This window comes from Streptococcus equi subsp. zooepidemicus (assembly GCF_015689395.1).
Lineage (GTDB): Bacteria > Bacillota > Bacilli > Lactobacillales > Streptococcaceae > Streptococcus > Streptococcus equi.
On record NZ_CP065054.1, the window covers coordinates 1,023,795 to 1,044,933 of the forward strand.

The 21,139-nt window shown below is 39.2% G+C and carries 21 protein-coding genes, 1 other RNA gene and 1 pseudogene; 19 read left to right on the forward strand and 4 right to left on the reverse strand.

Features of this window, described 5'->3' with window-relative positions; translation table 11 throughout:
* Nucleotides 1-2: 2 nt before the first annotated feature.
* The 13 genes and pseudogenes from I2432_RS04865 to I2432_RS04920 all read left to right on the forward strand — a co-directional run bounded on the left by I2432_RS04865 (nucleotide 3) and on the right by I2432_RS04920 (nucleotide 9,259).
* On the forward strand, nucleotides 3-1,859 hold the full coding sequence (locus I2432_RS04865; protein WP_154803891.1) for a DUF859 family phage minor structural protein: 1,857 nt from the start codon (nucleotides 3-5) through the stop codon (nucleotides 1,857-1,859).
* Nucleotides 1,860-1,869: 10 nt separating this feature from the next.
* A complete protein-coding gene (locus I2432_RS04870) occupies nucleotides 1,870-2,220 on the forward strand; it encodes a DUF1366 domain-containing protein (RefSeq protein ID WP_138119225.1) in 351 nt (116 codons plus the stop codon).
* Between the two features lie 13 nt (nucleotides 2,221-2,233).
* Nucleotides 2,234-2,356, forward strand: coding sequence for a hypothetical protein (locus tag I2432_RS10420; protein WP_269206307.1), 123 nt, complete (start codon nucleotides 2,234-2,236; stop codon nucleotides 2,354-2,356).
* Nucleotides 2,357-2,368: 12 nt separating this feature from the next.
* On the forward strand, nucleotides 2,369-2,668 hold the full coding sequence (locus tag I2432_RS04875) for a hypothetical protein (protein WP_154803889.1): 300 nt from the start codon (nucleotides 2,369-2,371) through the stop codon (nucleotides 2,666-2,668).
* 1 nt (nucleotide 2,669) lies between these two features.
* Complete coding sequence (locus I2432_RS04880) at nucleotides 2,670-3,005, forward strand: phage holin family protein (protein ID WP_154803888.1); 336 nt, start codon at nucleotides 2,670-2,672, stop codon at nucleotides 3,003-3,005.
* 1 nt (nucleotide 3,006) lies between these two features.
* On the forward strand, nucleotides 3,007-3,771 hold the full coding sequence (locus I2432_RS04885; protein ID WP_154803887.1) for a CHAP domain-containing protein: 765 nt from the start codon (nucleotides 3,007-3,009) through the stop codon (nucleotides 3,769-3,771).
* 11 nt (nucleotides 3,772-3,782) lie between these two features.
* Entirely contained in the window at nucleotides 3,783-4,385 is a 603-nt protein-coding gene (locus I2432_RS04890) for a hypothetical protein (protein WP_206159048.1), read from the forward strand.
* Nucleotides 4,386-4,395: 10 nt separating this feature from the next.
* The gene (locus I2432_RS04895) at nucleotides 4,396-5,169 is read left to right on the forward strand and encodes a hypothetical protein (RefSeq protein ID WP_206159049.1); all 774 of its coding nucleotides are present in this window, start codon (nucleotides 4,396-4,398) and stop codon (nucleotides 5,167-5,169) included.
* 9 nt (nucleotides 5,170-5,178) lie between these two features.
* Nucleotides 5,179-5,610: a collagen-like triple helix repeat-containing protein gene (locus I2432_RS04900; RefSeq protein WP_249093403.1), complete on the forward strand. Its 432-nt coding sequence runs from the start codon at nucleotides 5,179-5,181 to the stop codon at nucleotides 5,608-5,610.
* A 1-nt stretch (nucleotide 5,611) separates the two neighbouring features.
* Nucleotides 5,612-6,226 carry a hypothetical protein gene (locus I2432_RS04905; RefSeq protein WP_206159050.1) on the forward strand — a complete coding sequence of 205 codons (615 nt, stop codon included), beginning with the start codon at nucleotides 5,612-5,614 and terminating at the stop codon, nucleotides 6,224-6,226.
* A gap of 199 nt (nucleotides 6,227-6,425) precedes the next feature.
* Complete coding sequence (locus I2432_RS04910) at nucleotides 6,426-7,631, forward strand: Fic family protein (RefSeq protein ID WP_138119239.1); 1,206 nt, start codon at nucleotides 6,426-6,428, stop codon at nucleotides 7,629-7,631.
* A gap of 515 nt (nucleotides 7,632-8,146) precedes the next feature.
* A pseudogene (locus I2432_RS04915) lies at nucleotides 8,147-8,723 on the forward strand (phospholipase A2 family protein).
* Nucleotides 8,724-9,070: 347 nt separating this feature from the next.
* The gene (locus I2432_RS04920; protein ID WP_138119241.1) at nucleotides 9,071-9,259 is read left to right on the forward strand and encodes a competence regulator inhibitor paratox; all 189 of its coding nucleotides are present in this window, start codon (nucleotides 9,071-9,073) and stop codon (nucleotides 9,257-9,259) included.
* Nucleotides 9,260-9,411: 152 nt separating this feature from the next.
* On the opposite strand, the gene ssrA is transcribed toward I2432_RS04920, so the two are convergent.
* Nucleotides 9,412-9,763, reverse strand: a transfer-messenger RNA (tmRNA) gene (gene ssrA / locus I2432_RS04925).
* Between the two features lie 90 nt (nucleotides 9,764-9,853).
* On the opposite strand from ssrA, the gene I2432_RS04930 reads away from it, so the two are divergent.
* Nucleotides 9,854-10,465: a TVP38/TMEM64 family protein gene (locus I2432_RS04930; protein ID WP_206159051.1), complete on the forward strand. Its 612-nt coding sequence runs from the start codon at nucleotides 9,854-9,856 to the stop codon at nucleotides 10,463-10,465.
* A gap of 46 nt (nucleotides 10,466-10,511) precedes the next feature.
* Here the strand turns inward: I2432_RS04930 and I2432_RS04935 are convergent, their stop codons facing one another.
* The 3 genes from I2432_RS04935 to I2432_RS04945 are packed head-to-tail and all read right to left on the reverse strand — an operon-like array spanning nucleotide 10,512 to nucleotide 12,385.
* Complete coding sequence (locus I2432_RS04935) at nucleotides 10,512-11,306, reverse strand: ABC transporter permease (RefSeq protein ID WP_206159052.1); 795 nt, start codon at nucleotides 11,304-11,306, stop codon at nucleotides 10,512-10,514.
* A 9-nt stretch (nucleotides 11,307-11,315) separates the two neighbouring features.
* Nucleotides 11,316-12,014: an ABC transporter ATP-binding protein gene (locus tag I2432_RS04940; RefSeq protein ID WP_111678035.1), complete on the reverse strand. Its 699-nt coding sequence runs from the start codon at nucleotides 12,012-12,014 to the stop codon at nucleotides 11,316-11,318.
* Nucleotides 12,014-12,385 (reverse strand): GntR family transcriptional regulator, encoded by a 372-nt coding sequence (locus tag I2432_RS04945; protein ID WP_037578443.1) that lies wholly within the window; start codon nucleotides 12,383-12,385, stop codon nucleotides 12,014-12,016. Before I2432_RS04945 ends, I2432_RS04940 begins: the two co-directional genes overlap by 1 nt.
* A 241-nt stretch (nucleotides 12,386-12,626) precedes the next feature.
* Between I2432_RS04945 and I2432_RS04950 the strand changes: the two genes are divergently transcribed.
* The 5 genes from I2432_RS04950 (at nucleotide 12,627) to glmS (ending at nucleotide 21,068) form a co-directional block, all read left to right on the forward strand.
* A complete protein-coding gene (locus I2432_RS04950; RefSeq protein WP_165627297.1) occupies nucleotides 12,627-15,737 on the forward strand; it encodes a DNA polymerase III subunit alpha in 3,111 nt (1,036 codons plus the stop codon).
* Nucleotides 15,738-15,816: 79 nt separating this feature from the next.
* Nucleotides 15,817-16,830, forward strand: a complete 1,014-nt coding sequence (gene pfkA, locus I2432_RS04955; RefSeq protein ID WP_037578437.1) for a 6-phosphofructokinase — start codon at nucleotides 15,817-15,819, stop codon at nucleotides 16,828-16,830.
* Nucleotides 16,831-16,891: 61 nt separating this feature from the next.
* Nucleotides 16,892-18,394 carry a pyruvate kinase gene (gene pyk / locus I2432_RS04960; RefSeq protein WP_012515511.1) on the forward strand — a complete coding sequence of 501 codons (1,503 nt, stop codon included), beginning with the start codon at nucleotides 16,892-16,894 and terminating at the stop codon, nucleotides 18,392-18,394.
* A gap of 128 nt (nucleotides 18,395-18,522) precedes the next feature.
* A complete protein-coding gene (lepB, locus tag I2432_RS04965) occupies nucleotides 18,523-19,080 on the forward strand; it encodes a signal peptidase I (protein ID WP_037578432.1) in 558 nt (185 codons plus the stop codon).
* Between the two features lie 176 nt (nucleotides 19,081-19,256).
* On the forward strand, nucleotides 19,257-21,068 hold the full coding sequence (glmS, locus tag I2432_RS04970) for a glutamine--fructose-6-phosphate transaminase (isomerizing) (RefSeq protein ID WP_206159053.1): 1,812 nt from the start codon (nucleotides 19,257-19,259) through the stop codon (nucleotides 21,066-21,068).
* The last annotated feature ends 71 nt before the right edge of the window (nucleotides 21,069-21,139 follow it).

Sequence of the window (21,139 nt, forward strand, 5' to 3'; positions counted from 1 at the left end):
AATTGGCAGAATTTTACAGCAATAAAGACAGTAAAGGTTATTATTTGCGTGTGGTTGCGACAGAGCAATCAATCACCCAATCTGACATTTTAGCTAATAGCAGTCGTGTTAAGGTGCAAATTTACTTACACAATACACTAACGACTTTTACACAGTATACCTTGATCATGAGCGCGACCGTCCATGAAGCTTCTTGGACTTGGAGTGGCAGTCCGTCACTGTTAGCTTATAATAGCAGCGTTTTAATTGATGAAAGAACTGTGACTGTTAAACACGATGCCGATGGTAGTAGAAGTGCTGGTATTTTAATTAAACTGACTGGAAGCGGTGGCTATAGTCCTGATACTCTACTAATTAATTGGGCGTCTTTAACGCTAACAAAATTAGCTAGGTCAAGTGGAATTTCTTTATCGAACGCTGTAATAGGTAATAACTTAGCAATTACAATCGATAGGCAATCAACATCATATAAGCATACGCTCCGCTATGCTTGGGGTAGCAAAACAGGTACTATTGCTACAAATGTTGAGACATCTGCGAATTGGACCATACCACTTGATTTTGCAAATGATATACCTAACAATAGCAGCGGCATAGGTACTATCTATGTAGATACCTACAACGGCTCAACCTTAACAGGTACTCAGCAAGTATCATTTACTGCAACGGTGCCAGATAGCATAAAGCCAACATTATCCAGTATCAGTTTGAGTGATGCTCATAGTGTTGCAGGTAGCGTGGTATCAAGTGCAGATTACTATGTGCAGGTTTATTCTGACATTAGAGTTAATTTTAGAGGAGCTTCTGGAACTTACGGTTCCACTATCAAAGGATATTATGCAGAGATCGTCGGTAAAGGCCAGTCAACTGACCAAAACGGTGGCACACTTGGCAATATGCTATATGATGGGCAAATTACTATCAGAGCGAAGGTCATTGATAGCAGAGGTAGAGAGTCCTCAACAATTGATAAAACCGTTACTGTGCTTAAATATTTTCCGCCAGCATTATCATTTGACGTTGCTAGGTCGGGTTACTCATCTAATACTCTAACAGTCACTAGGAGGGCTTCTATTGCTCCGCTATCTGTTAATGGTACGCAAAAAAACACGATGACGTTAAGCTTTAGTGTGGCGGAACTAGGTGCTAGTTATTTTTCATCTAATAATGGTTCGGCAAGTGGAACATGGGCAAATGTTTCTAGTTTGGTAAACTCATCTGCTAATTTATACGGAACTTTTTCTCCAACGAAATCCTACACTGTCAAGGGGATATTATCGGATAAATTTAGTCGAACAGAGTTTTCTTTTGATGTCGGTACAGAATCAGTTGTTAGATCAGTCTCAAAAGATGGAATTGGTATCCAAAAGATTTGGGAAAAAGGTGCTCTTGATGTCAAGGGAGATGCGTATATTAGCGGTAAATTGTTTGTCAATAATACAGAGGTTAAGTCGTCGTTTGACAAGACAGAGATTTTAAATATGGTTTATCCGATTGGTGCCATCTACATGAGCACCTCATCTACTAATCCATCTTATATTATGGGTGGGACGTGGCAGCGCTATGCGCAAGGTAGGACCATTGTCGGGGTCTCCGAAAACGAAACAGAGTTTAGTTACGTTGGCAAAACTGGTGGTGAGAAAACCCATCGATTAACTACCCAAGAAATGCCTGGTCACTCTCATGGATTCAACGGGAATAAGATGGTCGGAAACGGTTATGGTGACGGACCAGCCAACGTTACTGCGAGTGGTGCTTGGTTCCAGTTGCACTCAAAAACTGGTTCTGAGGGTGGAGACCAGCCCCATAATAACTTGCAACCTTACATCACAACTTACATTTGGCTGAGGACGGCCTAGAGGGAGATTTATGCTAGTCATTACATCAAATTATCCAGAGCAGATGCCTGATGGCTCTGTTTCTGGCGCTAAGGTGATGCTTGACGGGATTGACGACCATGCAGGTTGGCATATACCGTTAACGTTGCCTAAAGAGTATTTAGATAAACCTCAAAGCGAGGTTATGGCCCTATGTGAAAAGATGATTTATCAGCAGTTGCAACCACAAAAAGCATTAAACGAAAAGTTTGCGAAGCTAGACACAGATGTCGAAAAAGTGGAAAACATGCTTAAATTTGCGACTGGCATTTTAAATTTACTTATCGCAACGCAGGAAAAAGAGGAAACAACAGATGTTGAAACTGTTGAAAAAGTGGATTAAAAGGAGACGTATCATGATGATTAATTATTTTGCAATGCAAATCGAGTTTGGCTGGATTACTTTGGAAGATGTTCCTAAAAAATACCGGGAAAAAGTAAAACAGCTGGTTGAATCTGGAAACATTGGAACAGAGTAGTGAGGTGGTTAGATGCAAATTGATATTTTGCAAATAGCCTCTCTTTGCGGGGCGATAATGACTGTTGTAACGCTAGCTAAACTGGTTGTGCAACCGTTTCAAAATGCAATCAAAAAAAACAATGAAACGATGCAGCTGCTACAAGATACTATCAAAACGCTAACGTTTGACTTAAAGGACTCTCAAAAGGACCGCGAGAATATCCATAAAGTATTGGATAAGCACGAAGATCGCATTAACCGCACAGAAGATGAAATTATCGTACATAAGGAACAACTGAAGATATTATTTAATTTTAATAAGGAGAAATAACATGCAAGAAATCACTAACATTATTACAGGTACATCATTATCAATTTTAACTATTTTGGCAGGGATTATTGTTAAGGTAGTCAAAGAGTATTTACTAAAAAAGGGTGGAGAGAAAGCTGTAAAAATTGCTGAGATAGTTGCTACAAACGCGGTTGAAGCTGTTGAGCAGATAGCCTATGACAAGGACATCAAAGGCATTGACAAGCTAACGGAGGCTAAGATCAGTATGCAGAGTGAGCTGTCTAAACACAATGTCTATTTATCAAATCAGGATATGGAAATGTTTATTGAAGCAGCTGTCAAACGAATGAATGACGAATGGAAAAAGGAGCAATAATATGGCAACTGTCAATGATGTCATTAGTTATTGGCGTTGTTTAGCTGATACTGGGCAAGGTTATGATGCTGACCTTGCTTGGGGTTGGCAATGTGCTGATGTAACTAATGGTACAACAACCAACTTTTTTGGCGTGACGCTTTGGGGTAATGCGATCGACTTACTAGATAGTGCAAAGGCACAGGGATTAGAAGTCATTTATGATGCCCCCGGTATCAGTCCCAAAGCTGGTGACTTATTTGTTATGCATACATATGGTCACCCTTACGGACACACAGGACTTGTTATTGCAGATAGTGATGGGCATACTCTACAAACAATAGAGCAAAATGTCGATGGGTACTCGGATAATAACGGTGATGGGATTAACGACCAGTTCCAAGTTGGTGGACCAGCGCGCTATGTCACTCGTGCCTTTTCTGATGGTGACGGTTATATTGTCGGTTGGATTAGGCCACCCTATAGCGATACTCCGTCAATACAGCAGCAACACTCACAAGCACCAACAGGTTTTCGCAAGTTAAAAGATGAGGTTGCAACCTTTGAGGTCATGGTTCCAGCGCTAAATGTACGTCGTGAACCAAGTCTAAACGGTGAGATTGTAGCTTGCTATCAGTACGGTATGACAGATAAATATGACTCTGTTTATGTCGGTGATGGCTATATCTGGGTATCATACATTGGTAAGTCAGGCAATCGTAATTATATAGCTGCAGGAGATGCCGACGGCGATTATAATGTCAATCCATATTGTAAATTTTATTAAAAGGGGGTTATATGGCATATAACTCAACCAACCTTAAACAGGTTGACGGTGGCGATGTTATCAAACAAGGTGATACATCGTCACTTTTTAGTTTTAATTTGTTGGACGAAAACAACAATGTTATTGATTTAAATGGCAAGCAAGCGACGATTTACTTTACACGTAATCGCAAAACCTATCTGATTAAAACAACTGACGTCATTGATAACAAGGTTGATTTTACGATTGATAAAATTTTGGAGATTGGGACATATTACATCGAGGTACACTGCGGTGGTTATGTCTTTCCGTCTGACGATAGCGTGACGCTTGACGTTAGACGATCTGGTCAAAAGTATGTCGTTAGCACTGATTTAGTTACAGATACAACTATTCAAAAATTATCCGCTGATATTGAGTATCTAAAATCAAAAATCACTCAAAATCAGTATCTTTTTGAGCAAGTATCACCGCAAACAGAGTGGACTATCACACACAATTTGATTAAGTACCCATCTGTGACTATTGTCGATAGCGCTGGTAACGAAGTTTTTGGTAGTGTTGAGTACATTAGTACAGCAAAAATTATCGTTAGGTTCTCAGCGCCATTTGCTGGTAAGGCCATTTTGAATTAAAGGAGATTACATGAGTACATTTTTAACAAATATCAACCTAAACAAAAACGAGCTACAAAACGCAGTCGTACAAAATTTGGGGTCAGAACCGCAAGAGCCAAAATCAGGTCAGTTTTATTATGACAGTGTTGCTAATAAGCTAAAAATCTACAACGGGTCATCTTGGGTTACTTTAGATCAGCAAACCGCAGAAAGCATTGTCGGTCTTATCAACGCTGGTGGCTCTAAAATCAATAAATCAAAAGTAGAAGGTCTAGAAGAGGCGATTAATCAAGCGTCTATGACAGGTCAAGCTATCGCTGCAGCCTTAAACGGCGACACAGGCGGGGTCACTGTAAATCAAGATAAAATCACAGGTCTTACGGATAAACTTGCTGAAATTGCCACTAACAAAGCAACTGCAACGCAAGAATCACAAGACGCCTTGCGACAAGCTAAAGAGTATGTAACACAACAAATAGCAGCTTTAGTAGATAGTGCTTCGGAAGATTATAATACATTTAAGGAACTAGAGCAGTTTATTAAAAAGAATGCTCAAGGTCTTGAAGCAATCTCAAACGTTGCTAAAAAAGTAAGTAAAACTTTTGGTGATGCGCAAGCTAAAGAATTTACAATCACACACAATCTCAATACTCGTGATGTCAACGTCACTATACGTGAGACAAACTCACCTTATGCAATCGTGTATGCTGATGTTAAAGTCACAGACGATAATAACATCTTAATCGCAACAGGTGCAGAAGTGCCAAACCAAGATCAATACACGGTGACAATTGTTGGTTAGGAGGTTGCTATGAAATATATTGGGCAATCTAAAACAAATAATGATCTCGTTACTAAGCAATATGTCGATGATAAGATAAGGCAACGATGGGGTGGTATACAAAACATATCAATGGATCATGAAGGCTATTTGACAATACAGCTAGATAATGGCCAATCTTTTAGATCAGATATTAGCTTAAAAGGTCCTAAAGGAGAGCCGGGTGTTAATGGTATCGACGGACCTAGGGGTCCATCTGGACCGCAAGGCCCGGCTGGTGATCCGGCAAGTATACCTGACGACGTTGTTAGACGTGGTGAGCTAGCAGCTTATCTGCTACGGTCGGAATACAAAGCTAAAGGCTCAGGATCAGGTCTAAGCTATAGAGTTGTCACTCAATCAGAGTACGACGAGTTATATGACTACAATGACAATGAGTTAATCCTCGTGACGGAGGGCTAATATGGCGTATAAGCTTTACACTAAGGCTGATGTTGGTGACAACCTGCTGCTTGTCAGTGGCCATCTGCCAGACAATACAAAGCGATTAAAAATCCAGCGTGAGACGTTAGATGTGTTAACTATTACCCATTACCAGTCTTATGACATGATACATCTCAAGTCGACAGTCAAAAGATCCCACAGAAAAAATACAGTTGTTACTCCTGTAACTGCGGCTGCTAGTAGACCCAAAGCTAACCCTAAGCATGCTTTAAATTTTGCTAAAGCTAGTAAGATTTACTTAGGCAGCACTCGTGTAATAGCGGTTTATCTTGCTGATCGTCTGATTTGGTCCGACAAAGACAGCAGCGGGTCAAAAACGGTGTCTGTCATTGGTAGCTTAGACATCAGACAATCACAAAAAATGCTGTATTTGTACTTAATAGCGTCAGACGTCGCAGATGTTAAGAGTAAGCGCATTAAATCGATAGCGATAAATGACGTTAACCTGTCGAGCGCTGCACAAATCAATTTTGAGGATAGCGACTATTATTGCCTTGTGACAATCAAGCAAATCTCAAACATCAAAGAGATCAAAAATATAGCGTCAAAAAACAAAATCACGCTAGAGTTTTAGCAGAAAGCTCCGAGATAAAACAATGCCCTCAGCTCTTTTGCTGGGGGCTGTTTTTATGTTGGATAATAATAGCTAAAATCGATTTTAACTTAAAAGAAATTACGTTTTTTTAAAAGTTGAAATAAAAATATACTGCTATACTTGCTTCAATTTTAAAAAATGTTATAATACGTTAAAATGATTGAAATGAGGTAGGATAATGTATCAAACTTTAGAAAAATTAAGTTATAAGAACTACTTAGATTCAGAAAAAGAATACGTTAACAGACTCGAATCTCCATCTACGACAAAATTAAACCTTACCATACATCCTTTCTCTTTCAAAAAGCAGTGTCGAGAGCGGGAAGAATATCCTTTGTTTTATATGAATTTAACTTCTCACGCTAAACTCTTAGAGCAAATACAGCAGAATAGTATCCGCTTAAGGGAATTAAAATTACCAGAGGTAGCGAAAGATAAATTATTTCTAACTCAAGTGATAAATGAAATTCAGAGTACAAACGATATTGAGGGAGTCCAATCAACGCGAAGAGAGATTAAAGAAGCCTACGAATCCCCAAAATCCAATAAACGCTTTTCTGGTATTGTCAAGATGTACTTTGGTATTAAACATTTGAAGGTTGAAAAAATTGAAAGTTTATCGGATTTTAGAGATATATATGATAATATTTTTCTAGACGAAATGTCTGAAAAGGATAGACCAGATGGAAAGTTATTTAGAAAAGGATTGGCTTTTGTGGGCAAGGGAGAAAAAAATGTTCACCAAGGGGACGTTAGCGAAGAACTTATAAATGCCGATTTAACTAAGTTGATTGTTTTTATGAATAGCGATCAAGTACCTTTGATAGTAAAAGCTATTATTACACACTATTTCTTTGAATATATTCATCCCTTTTACGATGGGAATGGTAGAATGGGAAGATTTCTACTATCTTCATATTTATCGAGAAAATTAGATTTGTTTACGGGACTTTCTATTTCAAATTCTATCTATCAGAATCGAGTAAAATATGAGAAAGCTTTTGCTGGAGTTTCTAATCCTAAAAATAAGGCCGATTTAACATTATTTATTCAGGATATTTTAGAAATTATTATCGATGGTCAAGAATTAATGATTGAAACATCTGAAATGATGAAAGATAAATTAAGAGTTATTGCTTCTATAATTGATAAACTTAATATTACAGAGTTACAAGAGAATTTACTGTTTATTCTTTCACAGAATAGATTATTTGACTTACTCAATGAAAGAATAACTAATAAAGATTTTGTTGAAATTTTAGATAATAAGTATTCTAGAACAAAAGTAAATAATGCGTTAATTGAGTTGGAACAAAGGAACCTAGTTAAAAAAGTTAGTAAAAACCCTGTAGCTTATGACCTCGTTAAAGAGTTTATTGATTGATTTCCCTCCGCCTCCCCCCTCTATTGACACACTCGCATAATCATGAGCTAATCACACTAGCAAGAATCGCCTGATCTAGCAGATGAAGCCAAAGAAGCAGTCGAAGGGGCAGTAGGCGCTGTCAAAGAAAAGCTGAAATAAAAAGCTAACCGCTCTCTTGATTGAGGGCGGTTTTTTGTGTTTTTTAAGGAATTATTTTTTTTAATTTCTTTCTTTCATCTTCAATTTTTATTAACCTATGAAGGAGGAATGCAGAACCCGTCATACGCCCGTTTGTTTATTTCTTTTTCAGGAAATAGTAGCTACCAAATATTTCAAATACGTTGATTTAAAATTACCACTATATTTAATTTTATCAAAAAAATCAAATAAAAAAAAGACTTGTATTTGTAATATTTTAAGTGTAATATTCTTCTTGAGATAAGGTCTACCTTAGTTTTAAGAAAGGAGGTTTGTTGACATATTGGGGTAGCACTTAATAGTTTCTCTGTTATTAAAATAGTTGGAGAAAATTTATGAAAAAAGTAATAAATACTATTCTATTAGCTGCTTGTTTTTTATTCTTTTATAGGTAATTTTACTACAAATGTATTAGCTGAAGGGATAAATGATAAAATAGAAAATGGCACTGAAAGCAATATTAGCTTCCAAAATGGTGAACTCCTAAAAAATTATCTTATCCTAGAAGGTGAACGAGTATACTTTGATTATGATAGAGCAACTCAAGATAAAGTATCAGATGATGTTCTAGAGATGGGAATGTTAGTTGAAGCTATAAGTAAGGATTATTCTGAGAAGACATTCACCCCAGATAAATATTTTAAAGCTAGTTGGCCTATCCATGGTAACTATTGTGGACCAGGTCATAATGGGAATAACTTTACGTTGCCAGTAGTAGATGTTTTGGATCAAGGTTGCCAAAACCACGATAGTTGCTATAAGTGGGGTGCCGGTATTGGTGCTAATTGTGAATGTAACCGTCAGCTCGTTAATTACATAAAAGTTTATAGACGATGGATGCCAGCGAATGTCCTTGGCGTAGCTGATGCTATTAGAGTATATTTTGAGACAGTAGGTTCTATAGGATGTTAAATTTCAAAAAAAACGTTAGTGATTATTCGAAGTACTATATTTTGAGTATAGTGTTATTATGGATAGGAATGTTCTTTGTTCCTTGGGATAAGACTCTATTCGGTGTTTCGATTTATCTGTTTGTTATGCAAAAGTTATTTATAGTGTTTGGTTTGACGGCTATCTTCATGGCTTTTGTGTCTAAAAAAATAAATCTATTTATTTGGGGAATATTATTTATTTTCGCATTTTGGATTAATATGTTTTTGTTATTTTCCGTATTACCAATTTTGGGAAATTAGTTTAACAAAAAAGAAGAGGGGGGTTCTCCCTCTTCTTTTACGAATAAATAGATAAGGAGGTGCTTTATGCTAACATACGACGAATTTAAGCAAGCTATTGACGACGGTTATATCGCAGGCGACACAGTAGCGATTGTGCGCAAAAACGGACAGATTTTTGATTATGTGTTGCCGCATGAGTCTGTGAGATCGTGGGAGGTTGTGACTGAAGAAAGAGTAGAAGCAGTACTAAAAGAATTACACTATATTAAATGAAGAAAACTTTTAGTAGACATAAAAAAGTTGGAGAAAGTTGTCAATTTAGTTGTCAATAATACAGAAAGTTACGGTAACTTATGAACAAGACAAAAAGAAAAAACCTTGATTTAACAAGGTTTTAGTAAGTTATGGTAACTTACGGTAAGTATTGATGGAGCTGGTGGGAGTCGAACCCACGTCCAAACACCTGCTAACCTATTTGTCTACAACCATAGGTTATGTCTTGCTTTAACAGACCAAGGGCACATAACTCAAGCCATCAGCCTGCGAGTCCAGGGCTCTCTTTTTAGGTGCTTGGACAATCACCTAAACGTAGCTTGCTGTTTTGAGACCTCTAATAAGACACAAGCAATCCTATAGAAGTCACGCCAGCTGGTTTTTAGGCAGCTAAAGCGTAATTATTTGTTGTATTTTTTGCAGTTATATTTAACTGGCATTTTTACATCTGCCGATGAGTTGCAAAATAGGCCTCATAATGCCTGTCGAATCCGTAACAACCCCATAAAAAGACGTATGAGATACTTACGGATGATAGTATAGCAAAATTTTTTTAAAATGGCAAAAAAATAGCGCTTATGGTATGATGAAGTTATGAGAAATAATGAGTTGAAGCCTTATGTGATATGGCAAAAAGTGATTAAGCTATTAGGAAGTCTGGCTTTAGTCGGATCTTTTTTGCTAGCCTTTTGGTTTTACAGTCTTGGCATTTTAAATGACAGCAATGCACTCAAGGATCTTGTTCATAGTCACAAGGTTTTTGGCCCCCTTGTTTTTGTCGGTGTGCAAATTGTTCAGATTGTTTTTCCTATTATTCCAGGTGGTATGACAACTATTGCAGGTTTTTTGATTTTTGGTCCTTTGCTGGGTTTTCTTTATAACTATGTTGGTATCTTCATTGGTAGTGTGATTTTATTTTTACTTGTGAAGACCTATGGCAGGCGCTTTATTTTACTGTTTATAGAGGAAAAGACCTTTTACAAGTATGAGAGAAAATTAGAGACGCCATATTATGAGAGATTGTTTATTCTCTGTATGCTTTCTCCGATTTCACCAGCAGATATTATGGTCATGATTACTGGGCTGACAGAGATGTCATTGAAGCGTTTTGTGACCATTATTTTAATCACGAAGCCACTATCAATTATTGGCTACAGCTATCTTTTTATCTTTGGAAAGGATTTGATCCTATGGTTTTTCCATTAAAAAAGTCTAGGCATTGCCTGATAAGCAGTGGCTAGACTTTTTGTTATCATTGGATATTAAGCTTGTTTTTGATGATGAAGTGAGTAGCAACGTAAAGGATAATGCCTTCAACTAGTTGCTCTATGTTTAAAATAGATATGGCTGTATGATCACCGAAATAGAGTAGCGAGTCTGAGCTATTTGGGTTGACGGTGAAAAACGCATCATTTAAGTAAGTCATGACGACAATAATGATAATAACTAAAATGAAATAAGCACAAAATGCCATTAAACCACGACGATTTGAAAATAGCTGACCAATTGAGACTGCTAGATAAATCAACAAAATGCTTGTTATGGTTGACAAAAGCATGTAGATGAGGATAGAAGTATTTTCGACTAAGTTTTCTGGCTTAATAATTGTCTTTAGCACCTTTAATAGATAGGTAAAGTCAACTGTTGGTGCTATTAAAATAAAGATACCGATTAATAGGTTAATACCGTTAAAAATACTGCAAACAAAGGACGCTAATAGCTTAGACAGAATAATTTGATGTGCTGTTACCGGCAGTGTCAGTGTTAGGTAGCCCTCACGCCCAAAGACGTTTTTGTTAAAGCGATTAATAATGATTAACAATGTTGATAAGAATGATCCGGCGATCAGAGAACCAAACGTCAATGATAGTGTGAGGGGGACCATTTTATTTGCCAGACTTGTTGTTAAGCCAACCTCGTCTGGATTACTTGTAAGCGTATGGATAGTAAAAGAAAAGATTATCGCTATGGCAATGACACCGGCATTGAGCGCAAAATACCACTTGCCAATTGATCTAAATTCGTATTTTAATAATTTTCCAAACATGCCTACCTCCTAAACCTTGTAGATCTCTCTAAATAATGAATCAATAGATTGCTGATGCTGAACTCGTAAATCATCAGCGTTTCCAGAAAGGCAGAGCTTACCATTTTTTAAGAAAATAACTTCATCAAGTACAGGCTCAATGTCTGAGATGAGGTGAGTAGAAATGATAACAGAGGCTTGCTCAGAGTAATTGTTAATAATGGTTTTAAGAATATAATCTCTTGCTGCCGGGTCAACTCCTCCGATAGGCTCATCAAGGATATAGAGCTTTGCTTTGCGGCTCATCACGAGGATAAGCTGTGCCTTTTCTTTATTTCCCTTTGATAGGTTTTTAAAACGCTCTTCAGCATCTAGGTCTAAATCCTTCAAAAGACTGATTGCTTTATCTCTGTCAAAATCGGCATAGAAATCACCAAAAAAGTCCAGCATGTCCTTGATTTTCATATTTTCATTAAGATAGGTTGTATCTGGTAAGTAGGAAATGATTTTTTTGGTTTCTACAGATGGTCTAAAGCCATCAATAACAATATCTCCCTTGTCTGGCTGCAGAAGTCCGTTGATCAGCTTAATCAGTGTTGTTTTGCCGCTGCCATTTGGTCCTAGTAAGCCGATAATCTTTCCAGAAGGGATTGTTATGGTTAAATCCTCAATAGCTAATTGCTTTCTGTAAGATTTTGAGACGTGGTGCAGCTGTAATAGTTGTGCCATTAGTTTGATCCCTCCTCTAAAAAGGTACTTAAAACAGGAATGATTTCTGAACGTTCAAAACCCATTTTGATCATATTGCTAATAAAGGACTTGAGCTCGTTGATGGCCAGCTCTCGTCTTTTGCGCGCGATAAGCTCTTGGTTATCTGTTACAAACCGACCGGCAGTTCGTTGCGAGTAAACCATGCCTTCACGTTCTAATTCGGTAAATGCTCTTTGCATGGTGTTGGGATTAACGCCGGCAATTTCAGCATATTCTCGGACTGTCGGCAGCTGATCTCCACTTTTGATCTCTTGGCTGATAATTTGCAGCATAACATGCTGTGCTATCTGTGCGTAAATAGGAGATTTTTCATCAAATTTCCAAGACATACTGTCTCCTTTCTTTCTAAAATCTACGATTAATATTTGTACTAATTAAATGATACAAAAAATCGATTGACTTGTCAAGTCTTGTGTATCATCTCTATGTCTAGATTGGTCTGCAATACTATTGGGATTAGCGCTGATAGTGGTGCAGTAAAGACAGATCCCCGCTATTAAAAGCTTAAAATCTGGGCAGTAAAGTCTTTTTCATAGTATAATAGTAATAAGAATACTAAAGGAGATGTCCATGTTTGCTCAGTTAGATACAAAAACAGTTTATTCCTTTATGGATAGCTTGATTGATTTAGACCATTATTTTAAACAAGCAAAACGATTAGGCTATCAAGCCATAGGGATTATGGATCAGGATAATCTATATGGGGCATATCATTTTATTAAGGGCTGTCAAAGGCATGGACTTCAGCCAATTTTAGGTCTTGAGGTGGCTATTACAGTCAAAGAGCAGGCTCTTACGCTGAAGCTTGTTGCGAAAAATGATACAGGCTATCAGCAGCTCTTAAAGCTTTCAACCGAAAAAATGTCTGGAGAGCTGGATCTAGATACATTGGTGCAGTATTTAGAAGGGATAGCAGTTATCGTTCCCTTTAGGCAGAGCTTGAGTGATTTAGGGCTTCCTTTTGATTACTTCATTGGTATTGATGAGGCAAGTGACTTGTCAAAGATAGGCTCTACAGAAAGACTGATTCCGTTTAGAACGGTACGTTATTTTGATGACACAGAGACTGAGACTCTGCAAATGCTGCATGCCATTCGTGATAATATTAGCTTAGCAGATACGGCTCTAGTAGCCAAGGATCAGTTTTTAGCGCCTTGTCAGGAGATGACAGCTATTTTCCAGGAAAAGTGCCCTGAGGCTTTGGTGAATCTCGTAAACCTAACAGCTTCGATTGCTTATCATTTTGATACCGATTTAAAGCTTCCGAGATTTAACCGCGACAAGCCAGCAAAAGAAGAGCTAAGAGAATTGACCGAATCCGGTCTAAGAGAAAGGCAATTGTGGAAGGAGCCTTATCAATCTCGTCTGGCAGAGGAGCTGGCTATTATTTCAGATATGGGGTTTGATGATTATTTTCTCATTGTCTGGGATTTGCTGCGCTTTGGAAGGAGTAGAGGCTATTATATGGGCATGGGGCGTGGTTCAGCAGCAGGCAGTCTAGTGGCTTACTCGCTGCGCATTACTGGGATTGATCCTGTCAAAAACAATTTATTGTTTGAACGCTTTTTGAATAAAGAACGCTACAGCATGCCTGATATTGATATTGATTTGCCTGATATTTACCGCTCAGAGTTTCTTCATTATGTTCGAGACCGGTATGGTAGTGAGCACTCAGCTCAGATCGTTACCTTTTCGACTTTTGGTCCTAAGCAGGCTGTTCGTGATGTGTTCAAACGCTTTGGTGTCCCAGAATACGAGCTAACAAGCCTAACTAAAAAAATTGGGTTCAAGGATACCCTGAGCACTGTTTATGAGAAAAATATAGCCTTCAGACAGACCATTAATAGCCGCTTAGAGTTTCAAAAGGCATTTGAGATAGCTAAGCGCATTGAAGGCAATCCAAGACAGACCTCTATTCACGCTGCTGGTATCGTGATGAGTGATGACCATCTGACCAATCATATTCCCTTAAAAAAGGGGGAGGATATGATGGTGACTCAGTATGATGCCAGTGCCGTTGAAGCCAATGGCTTGCTGAAAATGGATTTTCTTGGTCTGAGGAATTTGACGTTTGTGCAAAAAATGCAGGAAAAGGTGGCCAACGATTACGGTATTTCAATTGATATTGAAACTATTGACCTAGAGGATCCTGAAACGATAGCCTTGTTTGCTAGGGGTGATACCAAGGGCATTTTCCAATTTGAACAGCATGGTGCAATAAGCTTGCTAAAGAGGATCAAGCCAGCTAGCTTTGAGGAAATCGTCGCGACAACCAGCTTAAATAGACCTGGAGCAAGTGATTATACGCATAATTTTATCAAGCGCCGGCAGGGACAGGAAAACATTGATCTAATAGATCCGGTGATTGCTCCGATATTAGAGCCAACCTATGGGATCATGCTTTATCAGGAGCAGGTTATGCAGATTGCCCAAGTTTATGCAGGCTTTACGCTTGGAAAGGCCGATTTGCTGCGGCGTGCCATGTCTAAGAAAAACCTTGTTGAGATGCAAAGAATGCAGGAGGATTTTCTGAACGGTGCTAAAGCCTTGGGGCGCTCTGAGGAGACGGCCAGACTATTGTTTGCCCGTATGGAAAAATTTGCAGGCTATGGCTTTAACCGCAGTCATGCCTTTGCTTATGCCGCCCTAGCCTTTCAACTGGCTTATTTTAAAGCGCATTATCCTGAGGTATTTTTTGATGTCATGATGAATTATTCTAGCAGTGATTACATCACTGATGCGTTGGATTTTGGCTTTGAGGCTGCGCAGGTGACGATAAACACTATTCCCTTTAATGATAAGATTGAGCGTCATAAGATTTATATGGGCTTAAAAAACATCAAAGGCCTTCCTAGAGAATTTTCGTATTGGATTATCGAAAACAGACCTTTTACCAGTGTTGAAAACTTTTTGTGCAGTATTCCTGAAAAATACCAGAAGACCAGCTTTTTAGAGCCCCTTATCAAAATAGGTTTGTTTGATGGGTTTGAAAAAAATCGCCAAAAAATTATTAACAATTTGGAAGGGCTGCTAACCTTTGTCAATGAATTGGGATCACTTTTTGCTGATTCCTCCTTTAGCTGGGTAGAGACTGAGGATTATTCAGCTGCTGAGAAATATTACTTTGAGCAGGATTTGCTTGGTGTTGGCATGAGCAAGCACCCCTTGCTAGCTGTCGCTGAAAAAAGCACAGTAGCAGTCACACCAATCACAAAGCTAGTGAAGGATACAGAAGCTACTTTGCTGGTTCAAATAGATGCGATCAGGGTTATTCGGACAAAATCAAGCGGACAACAGATGGCCTTTTTGAGTGTCACTGATACCAAGCAAAAATTAGATGTTACCCTTTTTCCTGAGCAGTATGCTGTTTATAAGCAAGACCTAAAGGAAGGTCACATTTACTATATCAATGGCAGGGTAAAAGAAAGAGATAACCGCTTGCAGCTAGTCTGTCACCAGCTTCGATTGGCTCAGAGTCAAAGGTATTGGCTATTGGTTGAAAGCCATCAGCATGACGCTGCTATTTCTGACATATTAACGGCCTTTTCAGGGGAAACTCCTGTTATTATCCATTATCAAGAGGGCAAAGAAACCCTAGAGTTAAACCATATTAGAGTTAACGTCAGCAAGGAGCTGGAGGAGGCTCTTAGCCCTTACGTGTTGAAAACGGTTTTTCGATAAAAATAGCGAATTAGTGAAGTAATTTGCAAACGAATGTGCTATAATAAAAACGTTAAATTAATTAAAGGAGTACCAAAAAATGAAACGTATTGCTGTTTTAACCAGTGGCGGTGACGCTCCTGGTATGAATGCTGCTATTCGTGCAGTTGTTCGTAAAGCAATTTCAGAAGGAATGGAAGTCTATGGTATTAACCGCGGCTATGCTGGTATGGTTGATGGTGATATCTTTCCACTAGGCTCAAAAGAGGTTGGTGATAAAATTTCTCGTGGAGGGACCTTCCTTTATTCAGCACGCTACCCAGAATTTGCTCAGCTTGAGGGGCAATTAGCTGGTATTAAGCAGCTAAAAAAGCATGGCATTGAAGGGGTAGTTGTTATTGGTGGTGACGGTTCTTATCATGGTGCAATGCGCTTGACTGAGCATGGCTTCCCTGCAGTAGGTATCCCAGGGACGATTGATAATGATATTGCTGGAACAGACTATACTATCGGATTTGACACTGCGGTCAATACTGCGGTAGAGGCTATTGATAAGCTTCGCGATACCTCATCAAGTCATGGACGAACCTTTGTTGTTGAAGTGATGGGACGTAATGCAGGTGATATCGCACTTTGGGCAGGTATTGCAAGTGGAGCAGATCAAATCATCGTTCCTGAAGAGGAATTTGACATTCATAAAGTGGTCTCAACAATTAAAGATGATTTTGAAAATAGAGGAAAAAATCACCATATTATCGTTTTAGCTGAGGGTGTTATGAGCGGTGAGGCCTTTGCGCAGCAGCTAAAAGAGGCTGGAGATAAGAGTGACCTGCGTGTGACAAACCTTGGTCATATCCTTCGCGGTGGCTCTCCAACTGCGCGTGATCGTGTGATTGCGTCATGGATGGGAGCGCACGCTGTTGAGCTGCTCAAAGAAGGCAAAGGCGGCTTGGCTGTTGGTATCCATAACGAAGAGCTTGTTGAAAGTCCGATTCTTGGAAGTGCAGAGGAAGGCGCCTTGTTTAGCCTTACTGATGAGGGCAACATTGTTGTTAATAATCCGCACAAGGCTCGCTTAGACTATGCTGCTTTGAACCGTTCATTAGCGCAATAGGATAAGTAAGATCTGGTAATCTTTGATAATCAACTAAAAAATAAGGGAGTTTCATAATAAAATGAATAAACGTGTAAAAATTGTTGCAACACTTGGTCCTGCGGTTGAAATTCGCGGTGGTAAAAAATATGGTGAGGACGGCTATTGGGCTGGTCAATTAGACGTTGAACAATCAGCTAAAAAGATCGCTGAATTGATTGAAGCAGGTGCTAATGTTTTCCGCTTTAACTTCTCACATGGTGACCACAAAGAGCAGGGTGACCGTATGGCTACTGTTCGTCTTGCTGAAAAGCTGGCACGTCAAAAGGTTGGTTTCCTTTTGGATACAAAAGGACCAGAAATGCGTACAGAATTGTTTGCTGACGATGCCAAAGAATATAGCTATGTGACTGGTGAGCGTATTCGTGTTGCGACAGCACAAGGCATCCAGTCAACTCGTGATGTGATTGCCTTGAATGTAGCTGGTGCTCTTGATATTTATGATGAGGTTGAGGTTGGCCACACTATTCTTATTGACGATGGAAAGCTTGGCTTAAAGGTTATCGAAAAGGACATTGCAAAGCGTGAGTTTATCGTTGAGGTTGAAAACGATGGAATCATTGCAAAGCAAAAGGGTGTTAATATCCCTAATACCAAGATTCCTTTCCCAGCTTTAGCAGAACGTGACAATGCTGATATTCGTTTTGGTCTTGAGCAAGGTCTTAACTTTATTGCTATTTCATTTGTTCGTACTGCCAAGGACGTTGAAGAGGTTCGTGAGATTTGTCGTGAAACAGGCAATGAGCATGTTCAATTATTTGCTAAAATCGAAAACCAACAAGGTATTGATAACCTTGATGAAATCATCGAAGCTGCAGATGGTATCATGATTGCTCGTGGTGACATGGGGATTGAAGTGCCGTTTGAAATGGTTCCGGTCTTCCAAAAAATGATTATCACCAAGGTAAATGCAGCAGGTAAAGCAGTCATCACAGCAACTAACATGCTTGAAACAATGACTGAAAAACCACGTGCAACTCGTTCAGAGGTATCTGACGTTTTCAACGCGGTTATTGACGGTACAGACGCGACAATGCTTTCTGGTGAGTCAGCAAATGGTAAATACCCTGTTGAGGCAGTTCGTACAATGGCTACAATTGATAAAAATGCACAAACTCTTCTTAATGAGTATGGTCGTTTAGACTCATCTGCCTTCCCACGTACCAATAAAACTGACGTGATCGCTTCAGCTGTTAAAGATGCAACACACTCAATGGATATCAAGCTTGTTGTGACCATCACAGAAACAGGAAACACAGCTCGTGCCATTTCTAAGTTCCGTCCTGATGCTGACATCTTGGCTGTGACCTTTGATGAAAAGGTTCAACGTGCCTTAATGATTAACTGGGGTGTTATTCCAGTGCTTGCTGAAAGACCAGCATCAACAGATGATATGTTTGAGGTAGCAGAGCGTGTAGCTCTTGAGACTGGTTTGGTGCAGTCAGGAGATAATATCGTTATTGTTGCAGGTGTGCCAGTTGGTACAGGTGGTACAAACACAATGCGTGTTCGCACTGTAAAATAACAGCTTTCCATAAGCTTTAGCTATTTTGCTCTATCACATAATTTAAAGCAAACAATGATACTTAAAAATTGTTTGCTTTTTTTATTAGTCATATCATGTTATAATAAGATTACAGACTAGGAGTTATTATGGTAAAGCGAGATTTTATAAGAAATATATTGTTGTTATTGATTCTTATTGTGGGAGCTGTCCTTCTTAGAATATTTGTTTTTTCGACCTATCGAGTCACGTCAGAGGCCTCAAATGCCTATTTGAATAAGGGCGATTTAATCACCATTAAGAAAAATATTGAGCCTAAATATAAGGATTTTGTGGTTTATACGGTTGACAAAAAGGATTATGTGAGCCGGGTTGTAGCAGTAGCAGGTGATCGTGTTACCTATATGGACGATATCTTTTACCTGAACAATATGGTTGAATCTCAATCCTACCTTGAAGGTATGAAGGCAAAGTATCTCAATCATGCCCCTATTGGTACGCTTTATACGGAGGATTTTACGGTTTCAACTGTTACTTCAGGAAAGTATGATAGCATTCCCAAGGGAAAATACCTTGTGTTAAATGATAACAGAAAAAACCATCATGATAGCCGTCAGTTTGGTTTAATTGACGCGTCACAAATTAAGGGATTAGTAACATTTAGAGTGCTTCCTTTGAAAGACTTTGGATTTGTAGAGGTAGAGTAGCTTTAAGGCTGCTCTATTTTGTTTCTCAAAATATGACTATACCAATTTTCTTGTTGACAAGATTTTTCCGAAGTTATATACTCTAAATATAACGTTTTAGTCGGTTTATATCTGACTATACCAATTATATTGATCATTAAAGAAAGTAGTAAGCTAGCTTACTGAGGTGTTAAGTTATGTGTGGAATTGTTGGAGTTGTCGGTAGTCGTAATGCGACGGACATCTTGATGCAGGGACTGGAAAAATTAGAGTATCGTGGTTATGATTCAGCTGGTATTTTTGTGTCAGATGGTAAGACGTCCAATTTGGTAAAGTCTGTTGGACGCATTGCAGATTTACGCTCTAAGATTGGTATTGATGTTGTCGGAACAACCGGTATTGGTCATACACGTTGGGCAACACATGGTCAAGCAACAGAAGAAAATGCTCACCCTCATACCTCTCAGACAGGTCGATTTGTTCTTGTTCATAATGGTGTGATTGAAAATTACCTCCAGATGAAGGAGCAGTACCTTGCTGGGCATACGTTTAAAGGACAAACAGACACCGAAATTGCAGTTCATTTGATTGGAGCATTTGTTGAAGAAGGCTGTTCAGTTTTAGAGGCCTTTAAAAAGGCTTTGTCAATCATTGAAGGCTCCTATGCCTTTGCCTTGATTGACACAGAGGATATGGATACGATCTATGTCGCTAAAAATAAATCTCCATTGCTGATTGGCCTTGGTGAGGGCTATAACATGGTTTGTTCAGACGCTATGGCAATGATTCGTGAAACCAGCGAATTTATGGAAATCCATGACAAGGAGCTGGTTATCCTGACAAAGGATTCAGCAAGGGTGACCGATTATGCTGGAAATCCTATTGAGCGTCAGTCATACACAGCAGAGCTTGATCTTTCAGATATTGGCAAGGGGACCTATCCATTTTATATGCTAAAGGAAATTGACGAGCAGCCAACGGTGATGCGTCGCCTGATTTCAACCTATGCAGATGCCAAGGGACAGATGATGATTGATCCAGCTATCATTAGGTCTGTCCAAGAGGCTGATCGTATCTATATTCTTGCAGCTGGGACCTCTTATCATGCTGGCTTTGCTTCTAAATCGATGCTAGAGCGTTTGACTGATACACCTGTTGAATTGGGGGTTGCTTCTGAGTGGGGCTATAATATGCCACTATTGAGCAAAAAGCCAATGTTTATCCTCTTGAGCCAGTCTGGTGAGACAGCAGATAGCCGTCAGGTTCTGGTAAAGGCAAATGAGATGGGGATTCCAAGCCTAACGGTGACAAATGTTCCTGGCTCAACCCTATCACGCGAAGCGACCTATACTATGCTACTTCATGCAGGTCCAGAAATTGCAGTCGCATCAACCAAAGCCTACACAGCTCAGGTAGCTGCACTTGCCTTTCTAGCCAAGGCAGTTGGTGAGGTTAATGGTAAGAAGGAAGCTATTGGCTTTGATTTGGTTCATGAATTGTCATTGGTTGCTCAGTCTATTGAGGCCACCTTATCTGATAAGGAGCTGATTGCTGAGAAGGTTGAAGAGCTCCTATCGACAACGCGCAGTGCTTTTTATATCGGCCGAGGCAATGATTATTATGTTGCTATGGAGGCTGCACTAAAATTAAAAGAAATTTCATACATTCAGTGTGAAGGGTTTGCAGCTGGTGAGCTAAAGCATGGGACTATTTCACTGATTGAGGATGGCACACCTGTTATTGGACTCATTTCTTCAAGTGAGCTGGTTGCTGCACATACACGTGGCAATATCCAAGAGGTGGCTGCACGTGGCGCTCATGTGTTGACAGTTGTTGAGGAGGGCTTAGAGCGTGAGGGAGATGACATTATTATTAATAAGGTACACCCATACTTAGCTCCTATTGCTATGGTTATTCCAACGCAGCTAATTGCTTATTATGCTTCCTTGCAGCGTGGTTTAGATGTGGATAAGCCTCGTAATTTAGCCAAGGCTGTTACAGTTGAGTAATAGTTGCCTGCTTAAAATGAGGCAGCAGGGCTCTAAAGCCTATTTGAAACGAGCTTGACACCTTTGGTGTC